The 19,724-nt window shown below is 57.7% G+C and carries 22 protein-coding genes and 1 tRNA gene; 11 read left to right on the forward strand and 12 right to left on the reverse strand.

The features are described 5' to 3' along the window. Window positions 1-246: 246 nt before the first annotated feature. Window positions 247-336 (reverse strand) — tRNA-Ser (locus AC2FJB_RS02015). 202 nt (window positions 337-538) lie between these two features. Between AC2FJB_RS02015 and AC2FJB_RS02020 the strand changes: the two genes are divergently transcribed. From AC2FJB_RS02020 to AC2FJB_RS02055, 8 genes are all read left to right on the forward strand, one after another. Next, window positions 539-1,828, forward strand: coding sequence for an SPOR domain-containing protein (locus AC2FJB_RS02020; protein WP_496719187.1), 1,290 nt, complete (start codon window positions 539-541; stop codon window positions 1,826-1,828). Window positions 1,829-1,844: 16 nt separating this feature from the next. Then, on the forward strand, window positions 1,845-3,011 hold the full coding sequence (locus AC2FJB_RS02025; protein WP_496719188.1) for a D-alanyl-D-alanine carboxypeptidase family protein: 1,167 nt from the start codon (window positions 1,845-1,847) through the stop codon (window positions 3,009-3,011). Then, window positions 3,008-3,634, forward strand: a complete 627-nt coding sequence (gene tmk, locus AC2FJB_RS02030) for a dTMP kinase (protein ID WP_496719189.1) — start codon at window positions 3,008-3,010, stop codon at window positions 3,632-3,634. The genes AC2FJB_RS02025 and tmk overlap by 4 nt, the downstream gene beginning before the upstream one ends. A gap of 3 nt (window positions 3,635-3,637) precedes the next feature. Then, on the forward strand, window positions 3,638-4,759 hold the full coding sequence (locus tag AC2FJB_RS02035; RefSeq protein WP_496719190.1) for a DNA polymerase III subunit delta': 1,122 nt from the start codon (window positions 3,638-3,640) through the stop codon (window positions 4,757-4,759). Further along, entirely contained in the window at window positions 4,756-5,562 is an 807-nt protein-coding gene (locus AC2FJB_RS02040) for a TatD family hydrolase (RefSeq protein WP_496719191.1), read from the forward strand. Before AC2FJB_RS02035 ends, AC2FJB_RS02040 begins: the two co-directional genes overlap by 4 nt. Next, window positions 5,559-6,356 carry an MBL fold metallo-hydrolase gene (locus tag AC2FJB_RS02045; RefSeq protein ID WP_496719192.1) on the forward strand — a complete coding sequence of 266 codons (798 nt, stop codon included), beginning with the start codon at window positions 5,559-5,561 and terminating at the stop codon, window positions 6,354-6,356. Before AC2FJB_RS02040 ends, AC2FJB_RS02045 begins: the two co-directional genes overlap by 4 nt. A 54-nt stretch (window positions 6,357-6,410) precedes the next feature. Continuing rightward, entirely contained in the window at window positions 6,411-7,343 is a 933-nt protein-coding gene (locus tag AC2FJB_RS02050) for an AEC family transporter (RefSeq protein ID WP_117868427.1), read from the forward strand. A 61-nt stretch (window positions 7,344-7,404) separates the two neighbouring features. Continuing rightward, window positions 7,405-8,103: a CbiX/SirB N-terminal domain-containing protein gene (locus AC2FJB_RS02055; protein WP_496719193.1), complete on the forward strand. Its 699-nt coding sequence runs from the start codon at window positions 7,405-7,407 to the stop codon at window positions 8,101-8,103. Between the two features lie 38 nt (window positions 8,104-8,141). Here the strand turns inward: AC2FJB_RS02055 and AC2FJB_RS02060 are convergent, their stop codons facing one another. The 5 genes from AC2FJB_RS02060 to AC2FJB_RS02080 all read right to left on the reverse strand — a co-directional run bounded on the left by AC2FJB_RS02060 (window position 8,142) and on the right by AC2FJB_RS02080 (window position 12,517). Next, window positions 8,142-9,134 carry a GGDEF domain-containing protein gene (locus AC2FJB_RS02060; RefSeq protein ID WP_496719194.1) on the reverse strand — a complete coding sequence of 331 codons (993 nt, stop codon included), beginning with the start codon at window positions 9,132-9,134 and terminating at the stop codon, window positions 8,142-8,144. Beyond that, entirely contained in the window at window positions 9,131-9,718 is a 588-nt protein-coding gene (locus AC2FJB_RS02065; RefSeq protein WP_299894522.1) for a heme NO-binding domain-containing protein, read from the reverse strand. Before AC2FJB_RS02065 ends, AC2FJB_RS02060 begins: the two co-directional genes overlap by 4 nt. 118 nt (window positions 9,719-9,836) lie before the next feature. Further along, window positions 9,837-11,396, reverse strand: a complete 1,560-nt coding sequence (locus AC2FJB_RS02070) for a trimethylamine methyltransferase family protein (protein ID WP_496719195.1) — start codon at window positions 11,394-11,396, stop codon at window positions 9,837-9,839. Window positions 11,397-11,514: 118 nt separating this feature from the next. Beyond that, window positions 11,515-12,207, reverse strand: coding sequence for an HAD family hydrolase (locus AC2FJB_RS02075; RefSeq protein ID WP_496681255.1), 693 nt, complete (start codon window positions 12,205-12,207; stop codon window positions 11,515-11,517). A 25-nt stretch (window positions 12,208-12,232) separates the two neighbouring features. Beyond that, window positions 12,233-12,517, reverse strand: coding sequence for a DUF3572 domain-containing protein (locus AC2FJB_RS02080; RefSeq protein WP_117868421.1), 285 nt, complete (start codon window positions 12,515-12,517; stop codon window positions 12,233-12,235). Window positions 12,518-12,605: 88 nt separating this feature from the next. Here AC2FJB_RS02080 and AC2FJB_RS02085 point away from each other — a divergent pair, with 88 nt between their 5' ends. Continuing rightward, a complete protein-coding gene (locus AC2FJB_RS02085; RefSeq protein ID WP_496719196.1) occupies window positions 12,606-14,006 on the forward strand; it encodes a diguanylate cyclase in 1,401 nt (466 codons plus the stop codon). A gap of 5 nt (window positions 14,007-14,011) precedes the next feature. Here AC2FJB_RS02085 and AC2FJB_RS02090 read toward each other — a convergent pair whose 3' ends face one another. From AC2FJB_RS02090 to AC2FJB_RS02105, 4 genes are read right to left on the reverse strand one after another with little or no spacing between them, the layout of a single operon-like run. Next, entirely contained in the window at window positions 14,012-14,485 is a 474-nt protein-coding gene (locus tag AC2FJB_RS02090) for a periplasmic heavy metal sensor (protein ID WP_117868419.1), read from the reverse strand. Further along, window positions 14,482-14,835 (reverse strand): hypothetical protein, encoded by a 354-nt coding sequence (locus tag AC2FJB_RS02095; protein WP_496681262.1) that lies wholly within the window; start codon window positions 14,833-14,835, stop codon window positions 14,482-14,484. The genes AC2FJB_RS02090 and AC2FJB_RS02095 overlap by 4 nt, the downstream gene beginning before the upstream one ends. Next, the gene (locus AC2FJB_RS02100) at window positions 14,825-15,442 is read right to left on the reverse strand and encodes an RNA polymerase sigma factor (protein ID WP_117868418.1); all 618 of its coding nucleotides are present in this window, start codon (window positions 15,440-15,442) and stop codon (window positions 14,825-14,827) included. Before AC2FJB_RS02100 ends, AC2FJB_RS02095 begins: the two co-directional genes overlap by 11 nt. 6 nt (window positions 15,443-15,448) lie before the next feature. Further along, complete coding sequence (locus AC2FJB_RS02105; RefSeq protein ID WP_496719197.1) at window positions 15,449-15,919, reverse strand: EF-hand domain-containing protein; 471 nt, start codon at window positions 15,917-15,919, stop codon at window positions 15,449-15,451. Window positions 15,920-16,139: 220 nt separating this feature from the next. Between AC2FJB_RS02105 and AC2FJB_RS02110 the strand changes: the two genes are divergently transcribed. Together AC2FJB_RS02110 and AC2FJB_RS02115 are read left to right on the forward strand one after the other, a co-directional pair. After that, entirely contained in the window at window positions 16,140-16,538 is a 399-nt protein-coding gene (locus AC2FJB_RS02110; RefSeq protein ID WP_299894547.1) for a DUF983 domain-containing protein, read from the forward strand. A 25-nt stretch (window positions 16,539-16,563) separates the two neighbouring features. Further along, the gene (locus AC2FJB_RS02115; protein WP_496719198.1) at window positions 16,564-17,265 is read left to right on the forward strand and encodes an NUDIX hydrolase; all 702 of its coding nucleotides are present in this window, start codon (window positions 16,564-16,566) and stop codon (window positions 17,263-17,265) included. Window positions 17,266-17,275: 10 nt separating this feature from the next. Here AC2FJB_RS02115 and AC2FJB_RS02120 read toward each other — a convergent pair whose 3' ends face one another. Both AC2FJB_RS02120 and AC2FJB_RS02125 read right to left on the reverse strand, forming a co-directional pair. Further along, complete coding sequence (locus AC2FJB_RS02120) at window positions 17,276-18,943, reverse strand: ribonuclease J (protein WP_496719199.1); 1,668 nt, start codon at window positions 18,941-18,943, stop codon at window positions 17,276-17,278. Then, window positions 18,940-19,719 (reverse strand): type III pantothenate kinase, encoded by a 780-nt coding sequence (locus AC2FJB_RS02125; RefSeq protein ID WP_117868414.1) that lies wholly within the window; start codon window positions 19,717-19,719, stop codon window positions 18,940-18,942. Before AC2FJB_RS02125 ends, AC2FJB_RS02120 begins: the two co-directional genes overlap by 4 nt. Window positions 19,720-19,724 lie beyond the last annotated feature (5 nt).

Below are 19,724 nucleotides of genomic sequence, written 5' to 3' on the forward strand. Positions count from 1 at the left end.
TACAGTTCTGAAGTGAGGAATGGCGAAACTCAGACCCGTTTCACGAAAATTCCCTGTAAATTGCTAGGTATCAGGGAAATTCAGCCCAAAGCGACCCCGCCAAAATGCGGCACTGAGACTGCGGCCGGGATTGCGCTCTGAGTGTACGATCTGCCCCGTCTCTGATTGAAAGCGCACGCGCCAACGCGCGGGAATTGCGGCACAATTCCGGGCCAGAAAACACAACTGAATTGAGACGGGTATGAGTGGCGGGGAGACAGGGATTCGAACCCTGGGAACGCTCTCACGTTCAACGGTTTTCAAGACCGCCGCATTCGACCACTCTGCCACCTCCCCGTCGACAGCAGGGTCTAAGGCGAAGTTCGACCAGAGGCAAGCCGAAATCGGGAAATCTTGCCGAAGCCTGTGCAGCGGTCTTTCCATGACACTTCAGCCACGTTATGATCCGTTCGAAAGACCGTAACAGGCTGGCATACAGAACCGGCAGACCGGCAGCGGGGTTCGGAAAACGAAACCCCTTCAGGCAAGGGATAAGCAGATGAAGCGAGCGATCGAGACACGCCCGGGGCCGAAACGGCTGGCGTATCTGGCGTTGACTTTGACGATACTGGCCGGATGCGAAGAGGCTTTTTCAACTTCTGAATCGGCTGAGAAACCGGAAGAAAATTCGGGGAAAACAGAACTCCTGCCCGACGTGACCACCGGCTCTAAGCGTGATGTCGAAGCCCCTGAGGTTTTTCAGACAACCGAAGCAGGGCTTTGGGATGGCCGCCCGTCCCTTGGCGGGGTTTGGGTTGCTCACCCGGACGTTTCACAACCTGAGCGTGTCGTGATCAGAAACACCTCTAGCAACAAATCCGTGACTGGCGCCCTGTTCCGGCGCGAGCGCGATCTGCCCGGACCCGCGCTTCAGGTCTCGTCCGCTGCTGCGAAAGAGCTCGGAATGCTTGCGGGCGCGCCGACAAAAGTCAGCGTCGTCGCACTGCGCCGGGAAAAGCTGGAAGAACCATCGCCGGAGGATGCGCCGGAGGCAGAAGAATCGGCAGCGGAAACCACCGCCACGGCTGCTGATGGAGCTTCCGACACTCAAGCTTCTACAGACCCGGAAAAACCGGCCAAACGAAAATGGTGGCAAAAGAAGGAACCTGCCGTTGCTGCGGCTGGTACGGCTGCGGTTGCAGCGGGGACTGACAGTGCATCGGATGAAACGGCTGAAAACGCCGAGACCGCAAGCGAAGACGCCGAGACGCCCACTTCTACGGACGATCAGGTCGACACACCTGCCGAAAAACCAGCCAAGCGGAAATGGTGGCAGAAGAAAGCCCCCGCAGCTGCTGCCGCGGGAACTGCCGTGGCCGCGGCAGATACGGCGACTGACAGCGCAGACGTAGCCGCCGAAGCCGTGGTGTCACCCTCTTTGTCGGATGCACCGGTCACGCCCCCAGCTGAGCAACCTGCCAAACGGAAATGGTGGCAAAAGAAAGACCCCGCCGAGATCACCGAAACGCCACTGGATCCGGTAGAGGGGGCCGCAGCCGCAATTGATGCGTCAGAAGCCACTCCTGTCGCAGCTGCCACAACGTCGGCGACACCTCTGAGCAAACCGTTTGTTCAGATCGGAACCTTCAGCGTCGAGGCTAACGCCAAGTCAGCCGCCCAAAAAGTGCGTCGGAACGGCATGCCCACAGTTGTACGGGAATTGAAAACAGCAAATAGTACTGTTTGGCGAGTGTTGGTTGGCCCCGCCGCAACCCGGGCCGAGCGAAAAGCCTTTCAAAAGGACGTGAAAGACCTTGGCTTCAAAGACGCGTTCACGGTAACCGACTAATTCAGGGAGGCGTAACATGCTATCCTCAATGCGAACATCCGTTCTGGCTTTCGGGTTAGCCGTTCTGGCGATACCTGCCCAGGCTTTTGATACATCTGCCCGTGCGGCATATGTGATCGACCAAACCACCGGTACCGTACTGCTGTCGAAAGAGGCCGACCAGCCGTTGCCGCCCGCGTCGATGTCCAAGCTCATGACGCTTTACGTTGCGTTCGAAGCGTTGCGGGACGGACGCTTGACGCTGGACGAAACTCTGCCCGTTTCAGAACACGCGATGAGCTATGGCGGATCGACCATGTTCCTGAACACGCAAGATCGCGTTCGTGTCGAGGATCTACTGCGCGGCATTATTGTTTTGTCGGGCAATGATGCCTGCGTCGTCATCGCCGAAGCGCTCAGTCCGGATGGCACCGAGGCGGGGTTTGCGCGATACATGACCCAGCGAGCCAAGCAAATGGGCATGAACAATTCGAACTTCGCAAATTCAAATGGTTGGCCCGCCGCCGGGCATATGATGTCGGTTCATGATCTGGCCGTTCTTGCGGATCGTCTGATCTCCGACTTCCCAGAATACTACCCTCTATTCGCCGAAGAGGTTTTCGAGTTCGATGGCCGCGCACCGTCCAATGCCCGTAACCGCAACCCATTGCTGCGACTTGATATCGGTGCGGATGGTCTGAAAACCGGCCACACGCAAGAAGCGGGCTATGGCCTTGTCGGGTCCGCCAAACAAGGTGACAGGCGGGTGATCTTTGTGCTGACGGGTCTCGACAGCACCGGCCAGCGGGCAGAGGAGGCTGAAGCCGTGGTTAACTGGTCGTTTCGAAATTTTGTCGAGAGGACAGTTGCCAACGCGGAAACGCCGATAGCCGAAGCCAAACTGTGGATGGGCGAGAAAAAGACCGTGGGGCTTGTCCCCGATGGTGATCTGAACGTGCTGTTCCCGGTTCTGGGCACACAGAATGTCGAGGCCGAAGTGGTCTATGAGGGCCCGATCAATGCGCCCGTCAAGAAAGGCCAGCAACTCGCCGAACTGGTGATCAAACCCGAAGGGCTGCCGGAAATCCGGCGACCGCTGGTGGCAGCTGAAGATATTGCGATCGGCGGTTTTTTGGTACGTATGCTGACTGTTGGCAGTATCGTATTGAAAGACGTGATCAACAACCCGCTGGAGTCGATGTGACGAAAGCGGGGTTATTTCTGACCTTCGAAGGCATTGACGGTTCAGGCAAGTCAACCCAGGCGCGGATGCTGGCGGAACATCTGCGTGCGCAGGGTCACGAGGTGGTACTGACGCGCGAACCCGGCGGCTCTGCGGGGGCCGAGGAAATTCGCAGCCTGGTTTTGGAGGGCGACCCGGATCGCTGGTCGGCCGAAACCGAGATTCTGCTGTTCACCGCGGCCCGTCGCGACCATCTGGAGCGTACCATCGAACCCGCGCTGGCAGCAGGGAAGGTCGTGATCTGCGACCGCTTTGCAGACAGCACACGTATGTACCAGGGCTTGTCCCGGGGCGACCTGCGAAATCTCGTGGATCAATTGCACAGCCTGATGATCGGGCGCGAACCGGATATGACGCTGCTGATCGACATGGACCCTGAAACGGGCCTGGCACGGGCCAAGGGGCGACAAGGCACCGAAGAACGTTTCGAGGACTTTGGCCCGGAATTGCAAAAGAAGATGCGCGCCGGCTTTCTGGCGCTGGCCAATGAATTCCCGGACAGGTTTCACATCGTGGATGGCAACAGGGACATGGACAGCGTGGCGCAGGATGTGACAGAAATCGTCCAGGCAGTACTGCGGTAGACGATGAGCGACGATATCCCTTCTCCGGATCAGGTGCCGGGCGCACCACATCCGCGCGAAACCGTTCGGCTTTTTGGCCAGGACGCGGCTGAACAGGCATTTCTGACCGCCTACACTTCGGACCGTCTGCATCACGGTTGGCTGCTGACAGGGCCACGCGGTGTCGGCAAGGCGACACTGGCTTGGCGAATTGCGCGGTTCCTGCTTGCTACACCTCCTGCAGAGGATGACGGGTTGTTCGGCGCGCCGCCTCCGCCCGAGACGCTCGACATCGATCCCGACCACCCGGTTGCCCATCGCATTCAAGCCGGGGTAGAACCGGGTTTAGCGGCGATAGCCAGATCGCTGAACGATCAGGGACGGCTGCGCAGTGAGATCGTCGTGGATGACATCCGCAAGCTCGGGAAGTTTTTTGGCCTGTCCTCTGCTGACGGCGGCCGCCGCGTCGTGATCGTGGATTCAGCGGACGAAATGAACGTCAGCGCCGCCAACGCATTGCTGAAAATGCTGGAAGAGCCGCCTGCACGCACCACCCTTTTGTTGGTGTCACACCAACCCTCACGCCTGTTGCCAACGATCCGTTCGCGCTGTCGCACGCTGCGCCTCGGCCCGCTGAACGCGCAAGACATGCAAGCCGCCCTTTCACAAACGGAAACCGAAATTCCCGCTCAGACTGAACACCTTGCTGCGCTTGCGGCGGGTTCAGTCGGAGACGCCGTGCGTTTGATCAATCTGGGTGGTCTGGACATCTATGCCGAACTGATCGCCATACTGGGCACCCTGCCCCGCATGGACCGCCAGCGCGCGCTGGCTTTGGCCGAAGCGGCGGCGCAGCGCGGCGCGGCAGACCGGTTTGAACTTTTGCTGACATTGATCGACGTTGCTCTGTCACGGCTGGCCCTGACCGGGGCAACAGGCACACCACCGGTTCCTGAGGCCGCCCCCAACGAGGGTGAAACACTGGCGCGTCTGTCAGCATCGCCGGATCAAGCCCGTTGCTGGGCCGAGGTCGCCGCGACGATCACAGCCCGGGCGCGACATGGTCAGGCTGTCAACCTTGACCCTGCCGCTCTGGTCCTAGATACGGTGTTCAAGATACAGGAAACCGCCGGTCAGAACAGATGAGCGACACCCCCCAGATTACTGACAGCCATTGCCATCTGGACTTCCCGGATTTCGACGTCCAGTTGGACGACATCATCACGCGTGCCGCCCAGGCTGGCGTGACCCGCATGGTGACGATTTGCACCAAGCTGCGCAACGAACCCGCTGTCCGTGCGATTGCCGAAACCCACGCGCCGGTCTTCTATGCCGCCGGCACACACCCGATGAGCGCCGCGGACGAGCCATTGGTCTCGGTCGAAGATCTGGTCGCCCTGGCACAGCATCCGAAATTGGTCGGTATCGGTGAAACTGGCTTGGACTATCACTATACCGCCGATAGCGCGGAAGTTCAGAAACAGTCCTTGCGCATCCATATCGAAGCAGTCCAGCGCACCGGTTTACCTCTGATCATTCACGCCCGCGCAGCTGATGAAGATATGGCCAGCATTCTGGCCGAAGAATATCGTAACGCGCCGTATTCCTGCGTGATGCACTGCTTCTCATCCTCAGCTGAACTGGCCAAGGCCGCCTTGGATTTAGGTTTTTACCTGTCCATGTCCGGCATAGCCGCCTTCCCCAAGAGCCAGGAATTACGGGACATTTTCGCAAGCGCCCCGGTGGATCGCGTTTTGGTGGAAACCGACGCCCCCTATCTGGCTCCACCGCCGCACCGTGGCAAGCGCAACGAACCGGCCTATACCGCGCACACAGCGCGTAAGGGGGCCGAAGTCTTTGGCATGGACTATGCCGCTTTTGCTGACCAGACGCAGGCAAACTTCGACCGGCTGTTCACCAAAGCAGCATTGTACAAGGCCGCTGAATGACCGGATTGCGATTTACAATTTTGGGTTGCGGATCCTCTGGCGGCGTGCCGCGATTGGGCGGTCAGTGGGGTGATTGTGACCCTGCGAACCCCAAGAATGTCCGGCGCCGCTGTTCGATGCTGGTCGAACGCGACGGGCCAGATGGCACGACTTCGGTTCTGATCGACACCACGCCTGATATGCGCAGCCAGTTGCTTGAAACAGGTACAGGGCGATTGGACGGGGTCGTCTATACGCATTCCCACGCAGACCATGTGCATGGAATCGATGATTTGCGGATGATCGTGTTCAACATGAAAACCCGTGTTCCTGTGTGGGCGGATGGCGACACCCAGAACGCTTTGTTGGGGCGGTTTGGATATGCGTTCATTCAGCCGGAAGACTCCCCCTATCCTCCGATCCTCAAGCTTAAGTCTATCGACGGTCCATTTGAAATCGACGGTCCCGGTGGCCCGATTCCGTTTCGTCCTTTCAAGGTGAATCACGGTTCGATCGATTCCCTTGGATTCCGCATTGGGCAACTCGCCTATCTGCCGGATGTTGCCGAGATTTACGACGACGCCTGGCCCGAAATGAAAGGGCTGGACTGCCTTGTCATTGACGCCCTGCGCCGCTCACCTCATCCGACGCATGCGCATCTGGAAAAGACGCTCGGGTGGATCGAAAAGTTGCAACCGAAGCACGCGGTATTGACCAACATGCATATCGATCTCGACTATGCGACCGTCGACGCCGAAACCCCCGATCACATCACCCCCGCCTTCGATGGGATGGTGATCCATCAGTCGCAGTAGGCCGCTGCCCGCCCCCCGCATGATATCGCTGCAGGCCCGTCGCACGGGGGTCATATGCTGCAAAGCCTGATCGATGTCATTCTTCCGGTTTTCCTTGTAATCGGAGCCGGGTATACTGCAACCCGCACAGGATACTTCAAAGAAACGCATGTCGATGGGCTGATGAAGTTCACCCAAGGCTTTGCGATTCCATGCCTTTTGTTCCTGGCCATCGCGCATCTGGACCTCAGCGCCAGTTTCGATCCCCGGCTTTTAGCCAGCTTCTATTCCGCCGCTGCTTTATGTTTCACCGCAGGTCTGTTCGGCGCGCGCATAATTTTCGGTCGCGATTGGGAAGATTGCGTCGCCATAGGGTTTTGTTGCCTGTTCTCGAACTCTGTCCTCTTGGGCTTGCCGATTACCGAACGCGCATATGGGCCCGAGAACCTGACCGGCAACTATGCGATCATCGCCTTCCATTCTCCGTTTTGTTACGGCGTTGGGATCACGGTGATGGAGGTCGTGCGAAATCGCGGTCATGGAGGCATGCGTATGGCACGGTCTGTATTGTCTGCAATGTTCAAGAACGCACTGATCCTTGGTATCGCCCTTGGGTTTCTTGTCAACCTGTCTGGCCTGGCGATCCCTGCCGTGGTCGACGAAGCACTGGGGTTGATCACACGCGCAGCCCTGCCCGGGGCGTTGTTTGCCTTGGGCGGTGTGCTGGTCAAATACAAGCCCGAAGGCGACCTGCGCACCATCGCATTTGTTTGCTGTATCTCGTTGATGCTGCACCCCAGTCTGGTGTGGATGTTCGGCAAATCCGTGGGCCTGCCGCAGGACCTGTTTCGGTCGGGCGTTTTGAATGCCGCCATGGCTCCGGGTTTCAACGCCTATATTTTCGCCAATATGTATGGTCGCGCAAAACGGGTAGCAGCGTCCGCCGTACTTATTGGTACAGCCTCGTCTATTCTGACTGTCTGGCTATGGCTGACACTTCTGGGCTAACTGTGGTGTTGACTTCAGGTCGACGTGAAACACCTATCGCAAAACGCAGCAGGAGATCCGAATGTCACATGCTATTATCGTCGCTCATGGCCAACCATCAGACCCGGAACCGGCCGAAGCTGCACTTGCGACATTCGCCGCAAAGGTCAACGCGCTGACAGAGAATGTGGTTGTCCATTCGGCCACTCTGGCTGCACCGGGCGCGTTGGAGGCGAAGCTGGACCGCGTGCCAGAGAACCCGGTCATCTACCCACTTTTCATGGCAAAAGGGTGGTTTGTCACCAGCGCTTTACCCAAACGGCTTGGGGATCATCCGACGCAGGTTTTAGACCCGCTGGGAATCGACCCAGAACTGCCGGCCCTGACCGCAGAGGCCCTGCGAACGGAATTGTCTGACAAACACTGGGCCGCTCAGTCCACAGATCTGGTCATTGCGGCGCATGGTTCCGGTCGCAGTCGGAACCCATCGACCGTAGCGTTGCAGTTCGCAGAACAGCTTAGAGGTTTGGTTGCTTTCAAATCTGTTTGCGTCGGTTTCGTCGAAGAGCCACCATCCATTTCTGACGCGGCAAACGGTACCGGAGATCAGGCGCTGTGCCTTCCGTTCTTTGCCTGTACCGGAGGACATGTTCAGGAAGATGTACCGCAAGAGCTGGATCGTGCAGGGTTCTCTGGCGTCCTACTGCCTGTGGTGGGAGAGTTGCCTCCGATCCGGGCCCGGATCGCAAAAAAGCTGACAGAGGCATTCGAATCTGCCTGAAGCCCCGATACGATCCCCATCCTGTTCTCTGGGCGAATTCAGGTTTGCGCCTTGCTCAACGTTGAATACAGGCGATGGCAAGACCGGCCATCGCGTTTGGCCTGATAAAGGGCCAAGTCCGCTGCGTGAAGAATGTCGGCGGCGTTGGGGCTTTTGAATTGCGTGGACAAGGCAGTGCCAATACTGACCGAGATGGTACAGAGCTGATTCTGGAACAACATCGGTTCGTTCAACCTTGAAATCAGACGCCCTGCGATGGAGAACAGGGTATCTTCGCGTGTCAGGTCTTTAAAAACAATTACAAACTCATCCCCGCCAACCCGGGCAACAGTATCATTGTTTCGTGTCTCCTCCTGCATGATGCGGGCGGCCTCCTTTAAGACGAAGTCACCAGCCGCATGACCCAGCTTGTCATTCACGGCTTTGAAAAAGTCCAAATCCAGATGCATTAACGCGAAGGTGGAATTTCCCGAAACCAAATGCTCGAGCAAGTGGTCCATTGCTCTGCGGTTCTTCAATCCGGTCAAAGTGTCGGTATAGGCCTGCTCTTCGGCTGCCAGCATCGCCCCCTGTAGCCGAAGGTTGAGAGAACGGGATGCCTCCATCGCGGCGGATTTGGCTTCGACCAGATACAACAGCTCAATCGCGAGATCCGTGCCCGAGAAATCTGCACTTGTCAGCGCATAGTCCCGCACCGCATCCAATATTGAAATACCAAATGACAGATTGATGACCGCGCCGCCGGAATGCGGCAAAGGAGCGACCAACCCTTTGAGGGTTGTGCGGGGTTCATCATGAAACCTCAGGTGCAACTTCGCCCCCGCCATTGACATCAAGGCGGGGGCGGTTGTGATCGTTCTGGGACGGATCAGTTCAAACACATCCAGAAAACCCTGCCCCACCAGCGGCAATTCAGGTCGCAACTTTTGCAAGGTCGGACCCGCTTGCTGAATATGCCCGTTTTGGTCCACCAACAGGAACATCGGGCAAAGCGTTTCCAGAAGACCAGCCAGTTCTTGGGTATCTGTCATCCGTTCCGAGCCCCCAGATCAAAATGCCGCCCCTCAGCAAAAGCGCTTTCAACCAACATGATGGAAATGACGTCACTACCTTGCTGCTGCCCCTCGTGTGACAGCATCACCAGCGCACCATAGTCATCCGCCATTGCGCGCAGGACCCCAACCATGACATTGGAATACCCCGGCAGGCCCCGGAAGCAACTCAGCTGATATTCCGTGGCTGACAGCTCTCTCAATTCCACGGCTGGCAGGGTCAAATCAGACACGGCCAGCCGCACACGATCCGCCAGGTCGTCGAGCGAATGAAGAAATTCCACGTAGCTGACGCCGCCAAACCTGAGAAGACGGCGCAATCCTTCCATATTCGGGTGCGACACGAGATACGTCCCCAGGTCCTCAAAAACTTCGGCTTGCGGCCGATCAAGGTCGGCACTCAGCGCCTCCATTACCTGGGACGTCATGTCATCGTCATAGACGAGCATGGCTTCAAACTCGACAAACCCCAGCCTTGCAGATTCGGTCACGCGCAACCAGCAGGATCGCCCGTAGGTCGCACAGACAAAGGACTGTATCGCCCGATTGATCAGACCATGCATGAGATGCCCCAGATTGGTGTTCTTTGCACTGTGGCCCGAAAAACCTTAACAAATAGCCAAAATCCACCCTGAGTTATGGCGAATGCAACCGAGTATCAGTTCGATATCACCTGTCCGGTCAGAAATCAGTGGGCGCGCCGCCTTCCGCTTTGCGACGTTCGACAAATGCGGCCAGTTCCTCGCGAATACCTTCATCCATCGGAGGGGGCTCAAAGCTTGAGATGATCTCCTTGAACATGTGATGCGCGCGTTCTGCCGTCCAGATACCGCCAGCGGCCTCCCATCCTTCATAGTTTTTCCAGTCACTCAGGAAGGGTTGATAGAACGCCGTGGTATAGCGATCCTGGGTATGCTGAATACCAAAGAAATGACCGTCATTACCGACCGACCTGATCGCATCCAATGCAATCTCGTCCGGCCCTGTGGCGGTCAACTCGGGGTTCATATAGCGTTGAATTTGCTGTAGGATTTCGCAGTCCATGATGAACTTTTCCGGGCTGGCGATCAGACCGCCCTCAAGCCAACCGGCTGCGTGGTAAACCATATTGGTGCCCGATTGCACGGCTGCCCAAAGAGAATTCGAAGTCTCCCACACCGACTGCCCGTCCGGCACATTTGCCGCGCAAACACCCGAAGACCGCATGGGCAAACCATAGAACCGCGCCATCTGGCCGGTCATCTGGGTCGAACGCATGTATTCCGGCGTTCCAAAGGCGGGCGCACCGGATTTCATATCCACGTTCGACGTGAAGGTACCGATCACACAAGGGATACCTGGACGCACATATTGGAACAGCGCAATAGCACATAGCGCCTCGGCCAGGGACTGCGCCACTGCGCCTGCCATAGTTACAGGTGCCATGGCCCCGGCCAGCGTAAAGGGTGTGACTACAATCGCTTGTCCCCGCCGCGCCAGGCGCAAGCATCCGTCTATCATCGGGTGATCGTGTTTCAGCGGCGAGGTTGAGTTGATATTGGTGTACATGCGCGGCGCGGCTTCGAACTCTTCGTGGCTCAAACCGCCTGCAATGCGCACCATTTCCATGACATCTTCGACACGTTCCTTGCCCAGCGAATAGGCGTGCATCGCCTTGTCAGTCAGGGTCAGCTTGTCGTACAGCACGTCCAGATGGCGGACGCTGGCGTGGATATCGACCGGCTCGACCGGGTATCCGCCGGCGAAATGGATACAGTTGAAGTACTGTGTCAGCTTCAGAAGATTCCGGCACATCTCGCGATTGCCCGGCACTTTTTTCCCGATCTCCATGTCCCAGTAGTTCGGCGGGGAAGAGACGTTGCCGAACAGGATGTTCTTCCCGCCAATTTCGATCTTGCGATCCAGATTGCGAGGGGTGATTGAAAACTGGCTGGGAGCCTTGGCAAGCATCTCCATGACAAAGTCGCGGCCCATACGGACATTGTCGCCGTCGATGGTGCAACCGGCTTCGCGCAGGATGCCTATTGCCTCTTCGTTGTAAAACTCGATCCCGATCTCTTCGAGGATGCGCATCGCCCCTTCATGGATCGCTTCGATTCCGGCCTGATCCAAAGGTTCTGTGGGTCGATCGATACTGACCGGCGGGTCCCAGGGCATCTGGTCAATCGCTGCACTGCCCCTGCGCGCAGCCGCCCCTGCACGCCCTCCTCCGCGGCGTTTGCGTGTCTTGGTGTCGGCCATCGGTGCCTCCTGTTCTTGCTTTCGTCAAGCAAGACCCGAAGAGACGCCTATGGCCGCTCCGTCTGCGACAGAATATGTCGGTTTTTCATTCCGTTTTGCCGAATCCCGGATTTGAAAATTAAATTTTGGCCAACCATTCGGGAATATGTCCGATATCCGGCAAAATCACATCCGCCATCGGTGCCAATGCATCGGCCTCGGCCAAACCAGTCAAAACACCGATCGTGGTCATCCCCGCCGCACGCCCGGCCTGCAAGTCATGAAGGCTGTCGCCGACCATCGCGATACGAGATGGCTCGACCCCGATATGCGCGGCAAACGCCAGCAACTGGCCCGGTCCCGGCTTGAACCCGTGACCACTGTCATACCCGGCGACGAAATCGAAATGCCCTCTTATCCCGACAGATTCGAGATGCTGCAAAGCGGGATGTTCACTGTCATTCGTCGCAACGCCCAGCTTTATTCCGGCATTATGCAGACCTTCCAGGAAAGGAACCAATGGAACGGCGGGCACCTGCGGGGCCGAGGCGGCCTCGGAGTTCATCAAATCGATGATCTCCTGCAAGGTCACGCCATCGACATGGGCAACCAGAACCCCTGCGATTTCTTCGACCGTAGCAGCGATGACAATGCTGTCTTCGGTATACTTCTCTTGAGCGAAATCATATCCTATGACACGGCCAAGATCGGTCGCGCGATCTTCGTCCCCGTTGGACAGGCGCAACAGCATGGAGCGTCCGAACCCTCCCCAAGTATTTGCAAAATCAAACAGCGTGCCATCTTTGTCAAAGATGATCGCATCTATCGGCATCCGGTGCTCCTGCGGAAAAATATGGTTATGTCCAGTGTACCTCAGCGCCGCCGGACAATACCGCCCTTGCCTGGGCGGGAAGATCATAGGCGAGTGAATTGGCGTCACAAAACGCCATGACCCACGAATCGTCAAGCACCAGAAAATCAAGAACCGACGCCAGAAACTCGGGATCGCTTGCCCGATCGCGTGCATCCTCGATCGATGCACCTGTGGAGCCCAGAAAAACAGGCAAAAGCTCGTCATTGCTGACCAGCCAGGCCAGGGCAGTCAACGCAAGAGTTTCGGCGGAATCGGAGGATATCGGCATAAACTTGGGTCAGATTCGGTCTTGGAAAGGGTTTGTTAACCAGACTCATAAACACTTTGTTCACGCATGCAATCAACGGTGAACAACTATGTCTGTGCAGGGAACCATCCTTGTCCTCGACGGGGTATCAACCAATCGCATTATGCTGAAGGTACAGCTGACAGCGGCCTGGTATCACGTAGTGCAGGGTGAAAAGCTTGAAGGGTTGCCCGCACTCGTGCGCCGTACGCAACCTGATCTGGTTCTGACGGCCCAGACGTTGCCGGACGGAACGGCTGCGGATGTGAAGAGGGCGATTGTGAAGGAGCCCGGCCTTGATGACGTCCCGGTCGTGGCGCTTGCCGCGCAAAATGACCGGGACGCCCGTTTGCGGGCACTGAAGGATGGGCTGGACGATGTGTTGACACACCCGTTCAAAGACACCTTGCTGTTGGCGCGCATTCGCAGCCTATTGCGTGCGCGTGCAGTCACCCAGGACCTGCAGGCCAGCAACGGATCGCAACCAATTGGCTTCGCAGAACCAGCCCCAACGATCATCAGACCGTCCAAAGCGGCGCGGGTTGATATTCTGACCCATACGGCCCGAACCGGCGCGCTTTGGCAAAAGGCCCTGGATGATCAACGTCAATTTGATTTGAACTGGCATCTTCAGTCAAACCTGCGGGGTGTATTGTCCGGGTCTGTTCCTGATGCGATCGTGGTTGAGCTGGGGTCGAACCCGTCCGACCTGAATATCCTTGCCGACCTGAGATCACGTGCTGTTACTCGGCATACAGTGTTGATCGGGGTGCTGAAAGACGAAAACGCCGGACAGGCTTCGGAAGCTCTGGACCGAGGGGCCGATGCCGTCTGTCTCGGCGGGTTCTGCGCGCAGGAGATTCTGCTGCGGCTGGAAAACCAGATTGCCCGCAAAGCGCGGCTGGATCAAATGCGGGTCTCTCTCAAAAGAGGCATCGCGGAATCCTGGATCGACCCGTTGACCGGGTTGCACAATCGCCGCTACGCCATGCGAGCACTGGATCAGATCGCGCGCCAATCCGCCAGAACGGGGCGCAGCTTTGCGATCATGCTGGCCGATCTGGATCACTTCAAGGCAATCAATGATGTACATGGCCATGCAAGCGGCGATTACGTTTTGACACAAGCGGCGGAACGTATGCAAAATACCTTGGGATCCCGCGGATTTGTCGCTCGCATCGGGGGTGAAGAGTTCATGATCGGTGTGCCGGATGTGTCGCTCAAACAGGCATTGAACCTGGCCGAAACCGTTTGTGACAGCATCTGCCAGGCCCCGTTCCTGTTGCCCGATCAGGGGGCACAAGTTGAAGTAACGGTCAGTATCGGGTTGAAGTTGTCTCAGCCCGGTTTCACCCGGCAAGACTGTGCAGCCGAGAACGTGGAAAACCTGATAAAGTCCGCAGACAAAGCACTTTATGCCGCGAAGAAAGCAGGACGTAATCAGGTGAGTATCAGGCAAAGCGCCGCCTGATCTGTTCAATCTCTTTTCTTGTGCCCGTGCGGCCCCCGTCGGACAACCTCCTGCAATCGGTCTGCATAGGCCTGCCGTTCATCGTCACTCATGGCCGTCACGCGCGCCAGCCATTGCGCTTGCAGGGCTTGTTGCAAATTGGCGGTGGCCTGCGCTTGCTGTTTCAACAGAACCTGGACTGCGACCGGGTCAAAGGGCTTTGCGCGCAACGCCTGACTCAGCACTTCAAAATCCTGAGTGCGACCCTTGGACCCTGTTTTGTACAAGCCCGACAATTCGGCTCGCATCGCCTTTCGATCGTCCTTGGGCAGGGCGCGGTACAAAGCCGGACCAAAGCCAGGCGGCGCTTTGGCATGGTCCCCACCCTTGAGGCGCAGCACTGTTCCAACAGCGACACCCGCAATCAGCAGGTTCAGCGCCAGTGACACGACCAGGAAGACAGGCATCCACCTGCGTTTGGGCTTGGGATCAGCATTCATTCCGTGCTCTCCAGAAAACTCGAGTCAAATCCAAGGTCCGCCACCAGGAAGGGTGTCTCTTCCGACGTCAGCAGATTGGCCGGATCAGGCAGAAAGGTTGGCGCGGAAAACCCGATCCAGACACCCGCAGCACTTGCGGCGACAAGCCCGCCAAGGCCCTGCCATCCTCCTACATTGCTTATCAACCTGTTCCATATCGAAGGTTTCGGGCGCGGCGCAGGCGCAAGGCGACTGAGGCGAACAGTTTCAGCATCTGTCTGGATTCGCACAGCAAGATCGTCCGGAAGTGCCGGTCGCTGCCGCTGTGCCTGTGCAAACAAATGATCCAGTTGCAGGTCTTCATCCGCCATTTTCATACCCCAGTTCTTCTCGTCGTCCGGCCAAAATCGCGGTCAGGCTTCGCTTGCCTCTTGCGGTCAGGCTTTCAACTGCTTCTACCGAAATGCCCATGATCCCGGCAATTTCGGGGTTGGGCAGCTCTTCAATATGGCGCAGCACGACCGCTTGTCGCTGCCGTTCGGGCAACTCGGCCAAAGCCGACTGCAAGGCATCCTTGCGCGCCTCATCCTGCATACGTTCAACCACGCTGGCTTTGCCGTCTTCAGGTTCGGGAACGTCCGACAACCTGTCGGGTGTCTTCTTGCGCCTTATGTCCACACACAGGTTCAAAGTCACCCGATACAGCCAGGTCGAAACCTTGGCCTGACCCGACACCCAATCCGGCGCCATCTGCCATAATCGCATCATCGCATCCTGCGTCACGTCTTCCGCCTCGGCCCGATTACCCAACATGCGCAATGCAACCGAGTAACAGCGTGGCCCCAAACGATCGGTCAGGATCCGCGCAGCCCCCGCCTCGCCGTCGGCAAATTGCCTCAGCAACGCATCGTCGCTGAGTGTGCTCGCGGCGCAATCCGCACCGCGAGCGTCTTGTTGGTGGGAGGTCAGGTCCTCCATCCTGCATCAGTTATCGCTTGCGTTCGACTTGTGATGCTTTTTCTTTTGGTGCCGTCCCATCCGGTCTTTGGCATCGGCAAATTCCTGTTCCGAGATTCCGCCACTGTTGTCCGCATCCATCCGATCAAACATCTTGTCAGCCCGGCGCGGTTTCGGCAACTCATCCTGACTCAGGAAGCCATCTTTGTTCGCGTCTTTGTTTTCGAACATCCTGGCAACCCGATCGTTTGCTTTCTTTTGGGCAGCGGCCTGCATTTCTTCCTGGCTCAGCTGTCCATCACCATTGGTGTCTGCCTCTGTGAAACGCGCAGCGCGATGCGCCTCCATCTCCTGTTGCGTCACCTGGCCATCGCCATTGGCGTCCAGTTCCTGAAAGGATACCGGCTCACGGCCACCCGGGCCAGCGGCCAGAACAGAAGTACCGGTAATCGCAACCGCTGACATAACAATGGCCGAGATGAATGTAACGTTTTTCATTTCCGTTTCCTTTTGTTGACGCGGCCCGAGTGCCGCCGCTCATACCCATTCAAACGGGCTGTGCCGGGATTTCCGTCGCTGAACCCGGTATGTTTTTTTGAAGGGTCCGGAATCACCCCGAGCCGACGTGCCGGGCAGGCGTTGCAAAGCGACGCACCCCCCTTTTAAATCCGCACGATCAGGCCCATTATCCGGCAAAGATTAATGCGCGAGTTATATTATGACGGATCAGACGATCGAGACGACCACCGAAGATGAGCGTGAAACATGGCCCGCCCTGATCAAAGGGTTTCGCTGCAAATGCCCCAACTGTGGGGAAGGAAAGCTGCTGCACAGCTATCTCAAGGTCAATGATTCCTGCTCGAACTGCGGGCAGGAACTGTTTCATCATCGCGCTGATGACGGGCCTGCCTACCTGACAATCCTGCTGGTGGGCCATTTGCTGGCGCCGGCTCTGCACGTGTCCTATGTTCATTGGCGGCCCGATCCGTGGACAATGGCCATTGGCTTCTCCATCGCTTGCGTTGCCCTGTCCCTGTTCCTGTTGCCGCGCCTGAAAGGTGCCGTGGTGGCGTATCAGTGGGCGCGTCGCATGCATGGCTTTGAAAAATCCGCGTGAACCTAACCAGTTGATTAGTTTGGACATGACACCTGACAAATCCGCCATCCGGGACGCAGCGACTGTTATCGTACTGCGGGACAGATGGGAAAACCCAACGATCCTTATGGGTCAGCGTGGGTCCAAGGCGGCCTTCATGCCGAATAAGTTCGTATTTCCCGGTGGCGCGGTTGATCCGGCTGACGCGGATGTTCCCTTGGCAACGGACTTGCCGGATTTGTGTTTTGAACGTTTGGGCGAACAGGCTAAGCCACAGGTTCAACACGCCCTCGCCGCTGCCGCCATACGCGAGCTTTGGGAAGAAACTGGCCTTGTTCTCGGCCAGCCGGGTGCCTGGCCCGGGCATGTTACTGCCGATTGGCAGAGCTTTGCCGCATTGGGTTACCTGCCAACTGCGGCGGCACTTCAGTTCGTCTTTCGCGCGGTAACTCCACCGGGTCGTCCCCGCCGGTTCGATGCGCGGTTCTTTCTGGTCGACGCCGAAGCTCTGCAAGGTGATATGGATGATTTCAGTCACGCCTCGGATGAACTGTCGCACCTGCAATGGGTGCCACTGGATCGGGCACGGGATCTGGATCTGCCGTTTATCACCGAGGTCGTTCTGGCGGAAATCGCGGCCCGGGTTACGTCCCCCGAGCCGCCATCGTCGGTTCCATTCTACAAAAACAACGAAGAAGCCAACCTGTTCCTGCGTCTCAGGGGCTATCCGATGCCAACCCACGACTGACGGATCGGTTTCACCGCATCCGGCTGACCACCACCGTCACTTCGGGCTTTTTGCCAATCTCGGCTTTGGCTGTCTGCCGCACGATGCGGCGCATTTCGTCTTCCAGCTTGTCGTCGTCGCGCAGGGTCTTGGCAGCGGCCCGCATCAGGAACTGGTTCAGGTCTTCTTCCAACACTTCGATCAAAGCAGCGCGCGAGGTTCCGGTTTCGGGCAGGCCCATGGTATCGCACCATGGCTCACCCAGCGGTTCGTCTTCTTCGTCCAGAACAACCGTCACCGTAACATGGCCGTTCAGAGCCATACGGATGCGATCCCGCACCACACCATCAAGGGCACCGATTTTCACTGTACCGTCCAGATAGGTACGACCGGTTTCGACATAGTCGACGACCACCGGTTCATTGCCGCTGAGGTCCAGCATGGTGCCATTCACTGCCAGCACTCCGGTTCTACCGCCCTGCTCTGCCAGCTTGACGTGCTCGCGCAAATGGCGGTGCTCACCATGCATCGGGATAACAATTTGCGGGTCGGTCAGTGCGTGCACTTTCTCAAGATCTGGCCGGTTGGCATGGCCTGAGACATGATAGAGGCCTGAACTGTCGTCGACGACATCCACGCCCTTCTCGCTGAGCTGGTTCATGATGAAGATCACGCCCCGCTCGTTCCCGGGAATGGTCTTCGAGGAAAACAGGAACATATCGCCCTCGGCCAGTTCCAGACCACGGTACTTGCCACGGGCCAGTTGGGCGCTTGCGGCCCGTCGTTCCCCCTGGCTGCCGGTCACGATCAGCATCAGGTTCTGACGCGGAAGATCCAGAGCTTCCTCGGCGCTGATCACCTTTGGGAAATCCGCAAGAATACCCGTTTCGGTCGCGGCTTCGATCATCCGGCGCATTGCGCGACCCAACAGAACGACTGAACGCCCGGCCTGTGCACCCGCTTCGGCCAGCGTTTTGACCCGCGCGACGTTTGAGGCAAAGGTGGTTGCCACGACCATGCCTTCCGCGCCTTCGACCAGCTTGACGATCCCGGGGCCAACTTCGGATTCTGAACGTCCCGGATGGGTCGAAAACACATTCGTACTGTCACAGACCAGCGCCTTGACGCCGGGCTTGGCGACCTCGGCCCACAGGTCAGGATCAAAAGCCTCGCCCACGACTGGGGCCGCATCGAGCTTGAAGTCGCCCGAATGCACAACACGCCCCGCGGGTGTATCGATGACCAGTGAGGCACTTTCGGGAATCGAGTGCGAAACCGGAAGGAAGCCAACCGTGAACGGCCCGACGGAAACCTGTTCAGGCCAGGCGGGAACGGTCGTCACCGCCTCGGTCGGGTGCGCGTTTTCTTCCATCTTGCGTCGCGCAATATTGGCCGTGAAGGCCCGCGCATAGACCGGTGCACCCAAGGCTTCATAACAATGGGCCACGGCGCCGACATGGTCTTCATGGGCGTGCGTGATGAAAACACCGTCCAACCGGTCGGCACGCTTTTTCAGCCATGAGATATCGGCATAAATAAGGTCAACGCCCGGCGTTGTATCCATATCAGGAAAAGTCACCCCCAGATCCACAAGGATCAGGCGCTCCTTCCCCGGTTCACCGTAGCCATAAACATAGGCGTTCATGCCAATTTCGCCTGCGCCACCCAGCGGCAGGTAGATCAATCTTTCACTGCTCATATGGAGCCATTATCCTTGTTGTAGCGATGGATCACGGTCAGCCCGTGCATCGTCAGATCATCTTCGATTGCGTCGAACCCCACGTCGGCCTGATCGAACAAGGGGGCCAGCCCTCCGGTTCCAACGACTTTCATCGGCATTCCGTACTCATCCTTAATCCGGGCGATCAGCCCCTCGATCAGACCAGAATATCCCCAATACACGCCCGACTGGATACAACCAACCGTATTCGTTCCGATCACCTTGTCCGGTCGGGTGATATCGATATGCGGCAGTGCTGCCGCGCCCTGGTGCAAGGCCTCAAGGCTCAGGTTTACACCTGGGGCGATTATACCACCCACATAGGCACCATCGGCAGCGACAACGTCGAAATTCGTTGCAGTACCGAAATCCACGACAACTACATTGCCGCCATGACGATCAAAAGCGCCAACAGCATTGGCCAGTCGATCTGGACCGGGCACTGTCCCTTCATCCACACGAGGCGGAACTGGCAACAGGCAATCGGGTTTACCCACGACCAATGGTCGGCAGCCAAAAAAACGATCGGCGAAGATGCGCAGGTTGAACACCACACGCGGCACGGTCGAGGCGATGATCACGTCGGTGATGTCCGCTTCGATCCCGTAATGCTTCACCAGCGTCGAGTACCAGGTGAAATACGCGTCTGCAGTGCGCGCATGGTGGGTCGAGGTGCGCAGGGTGCACAGGAATTCCTCACCGTCCCAGATCGAGAAAACGGTATTGGTATTGCCGCAATCGATGGCCAGAAGCATCTGCG

Source organism: Ruegeria sp. CDSC085 (assembly GCF_059610465.1).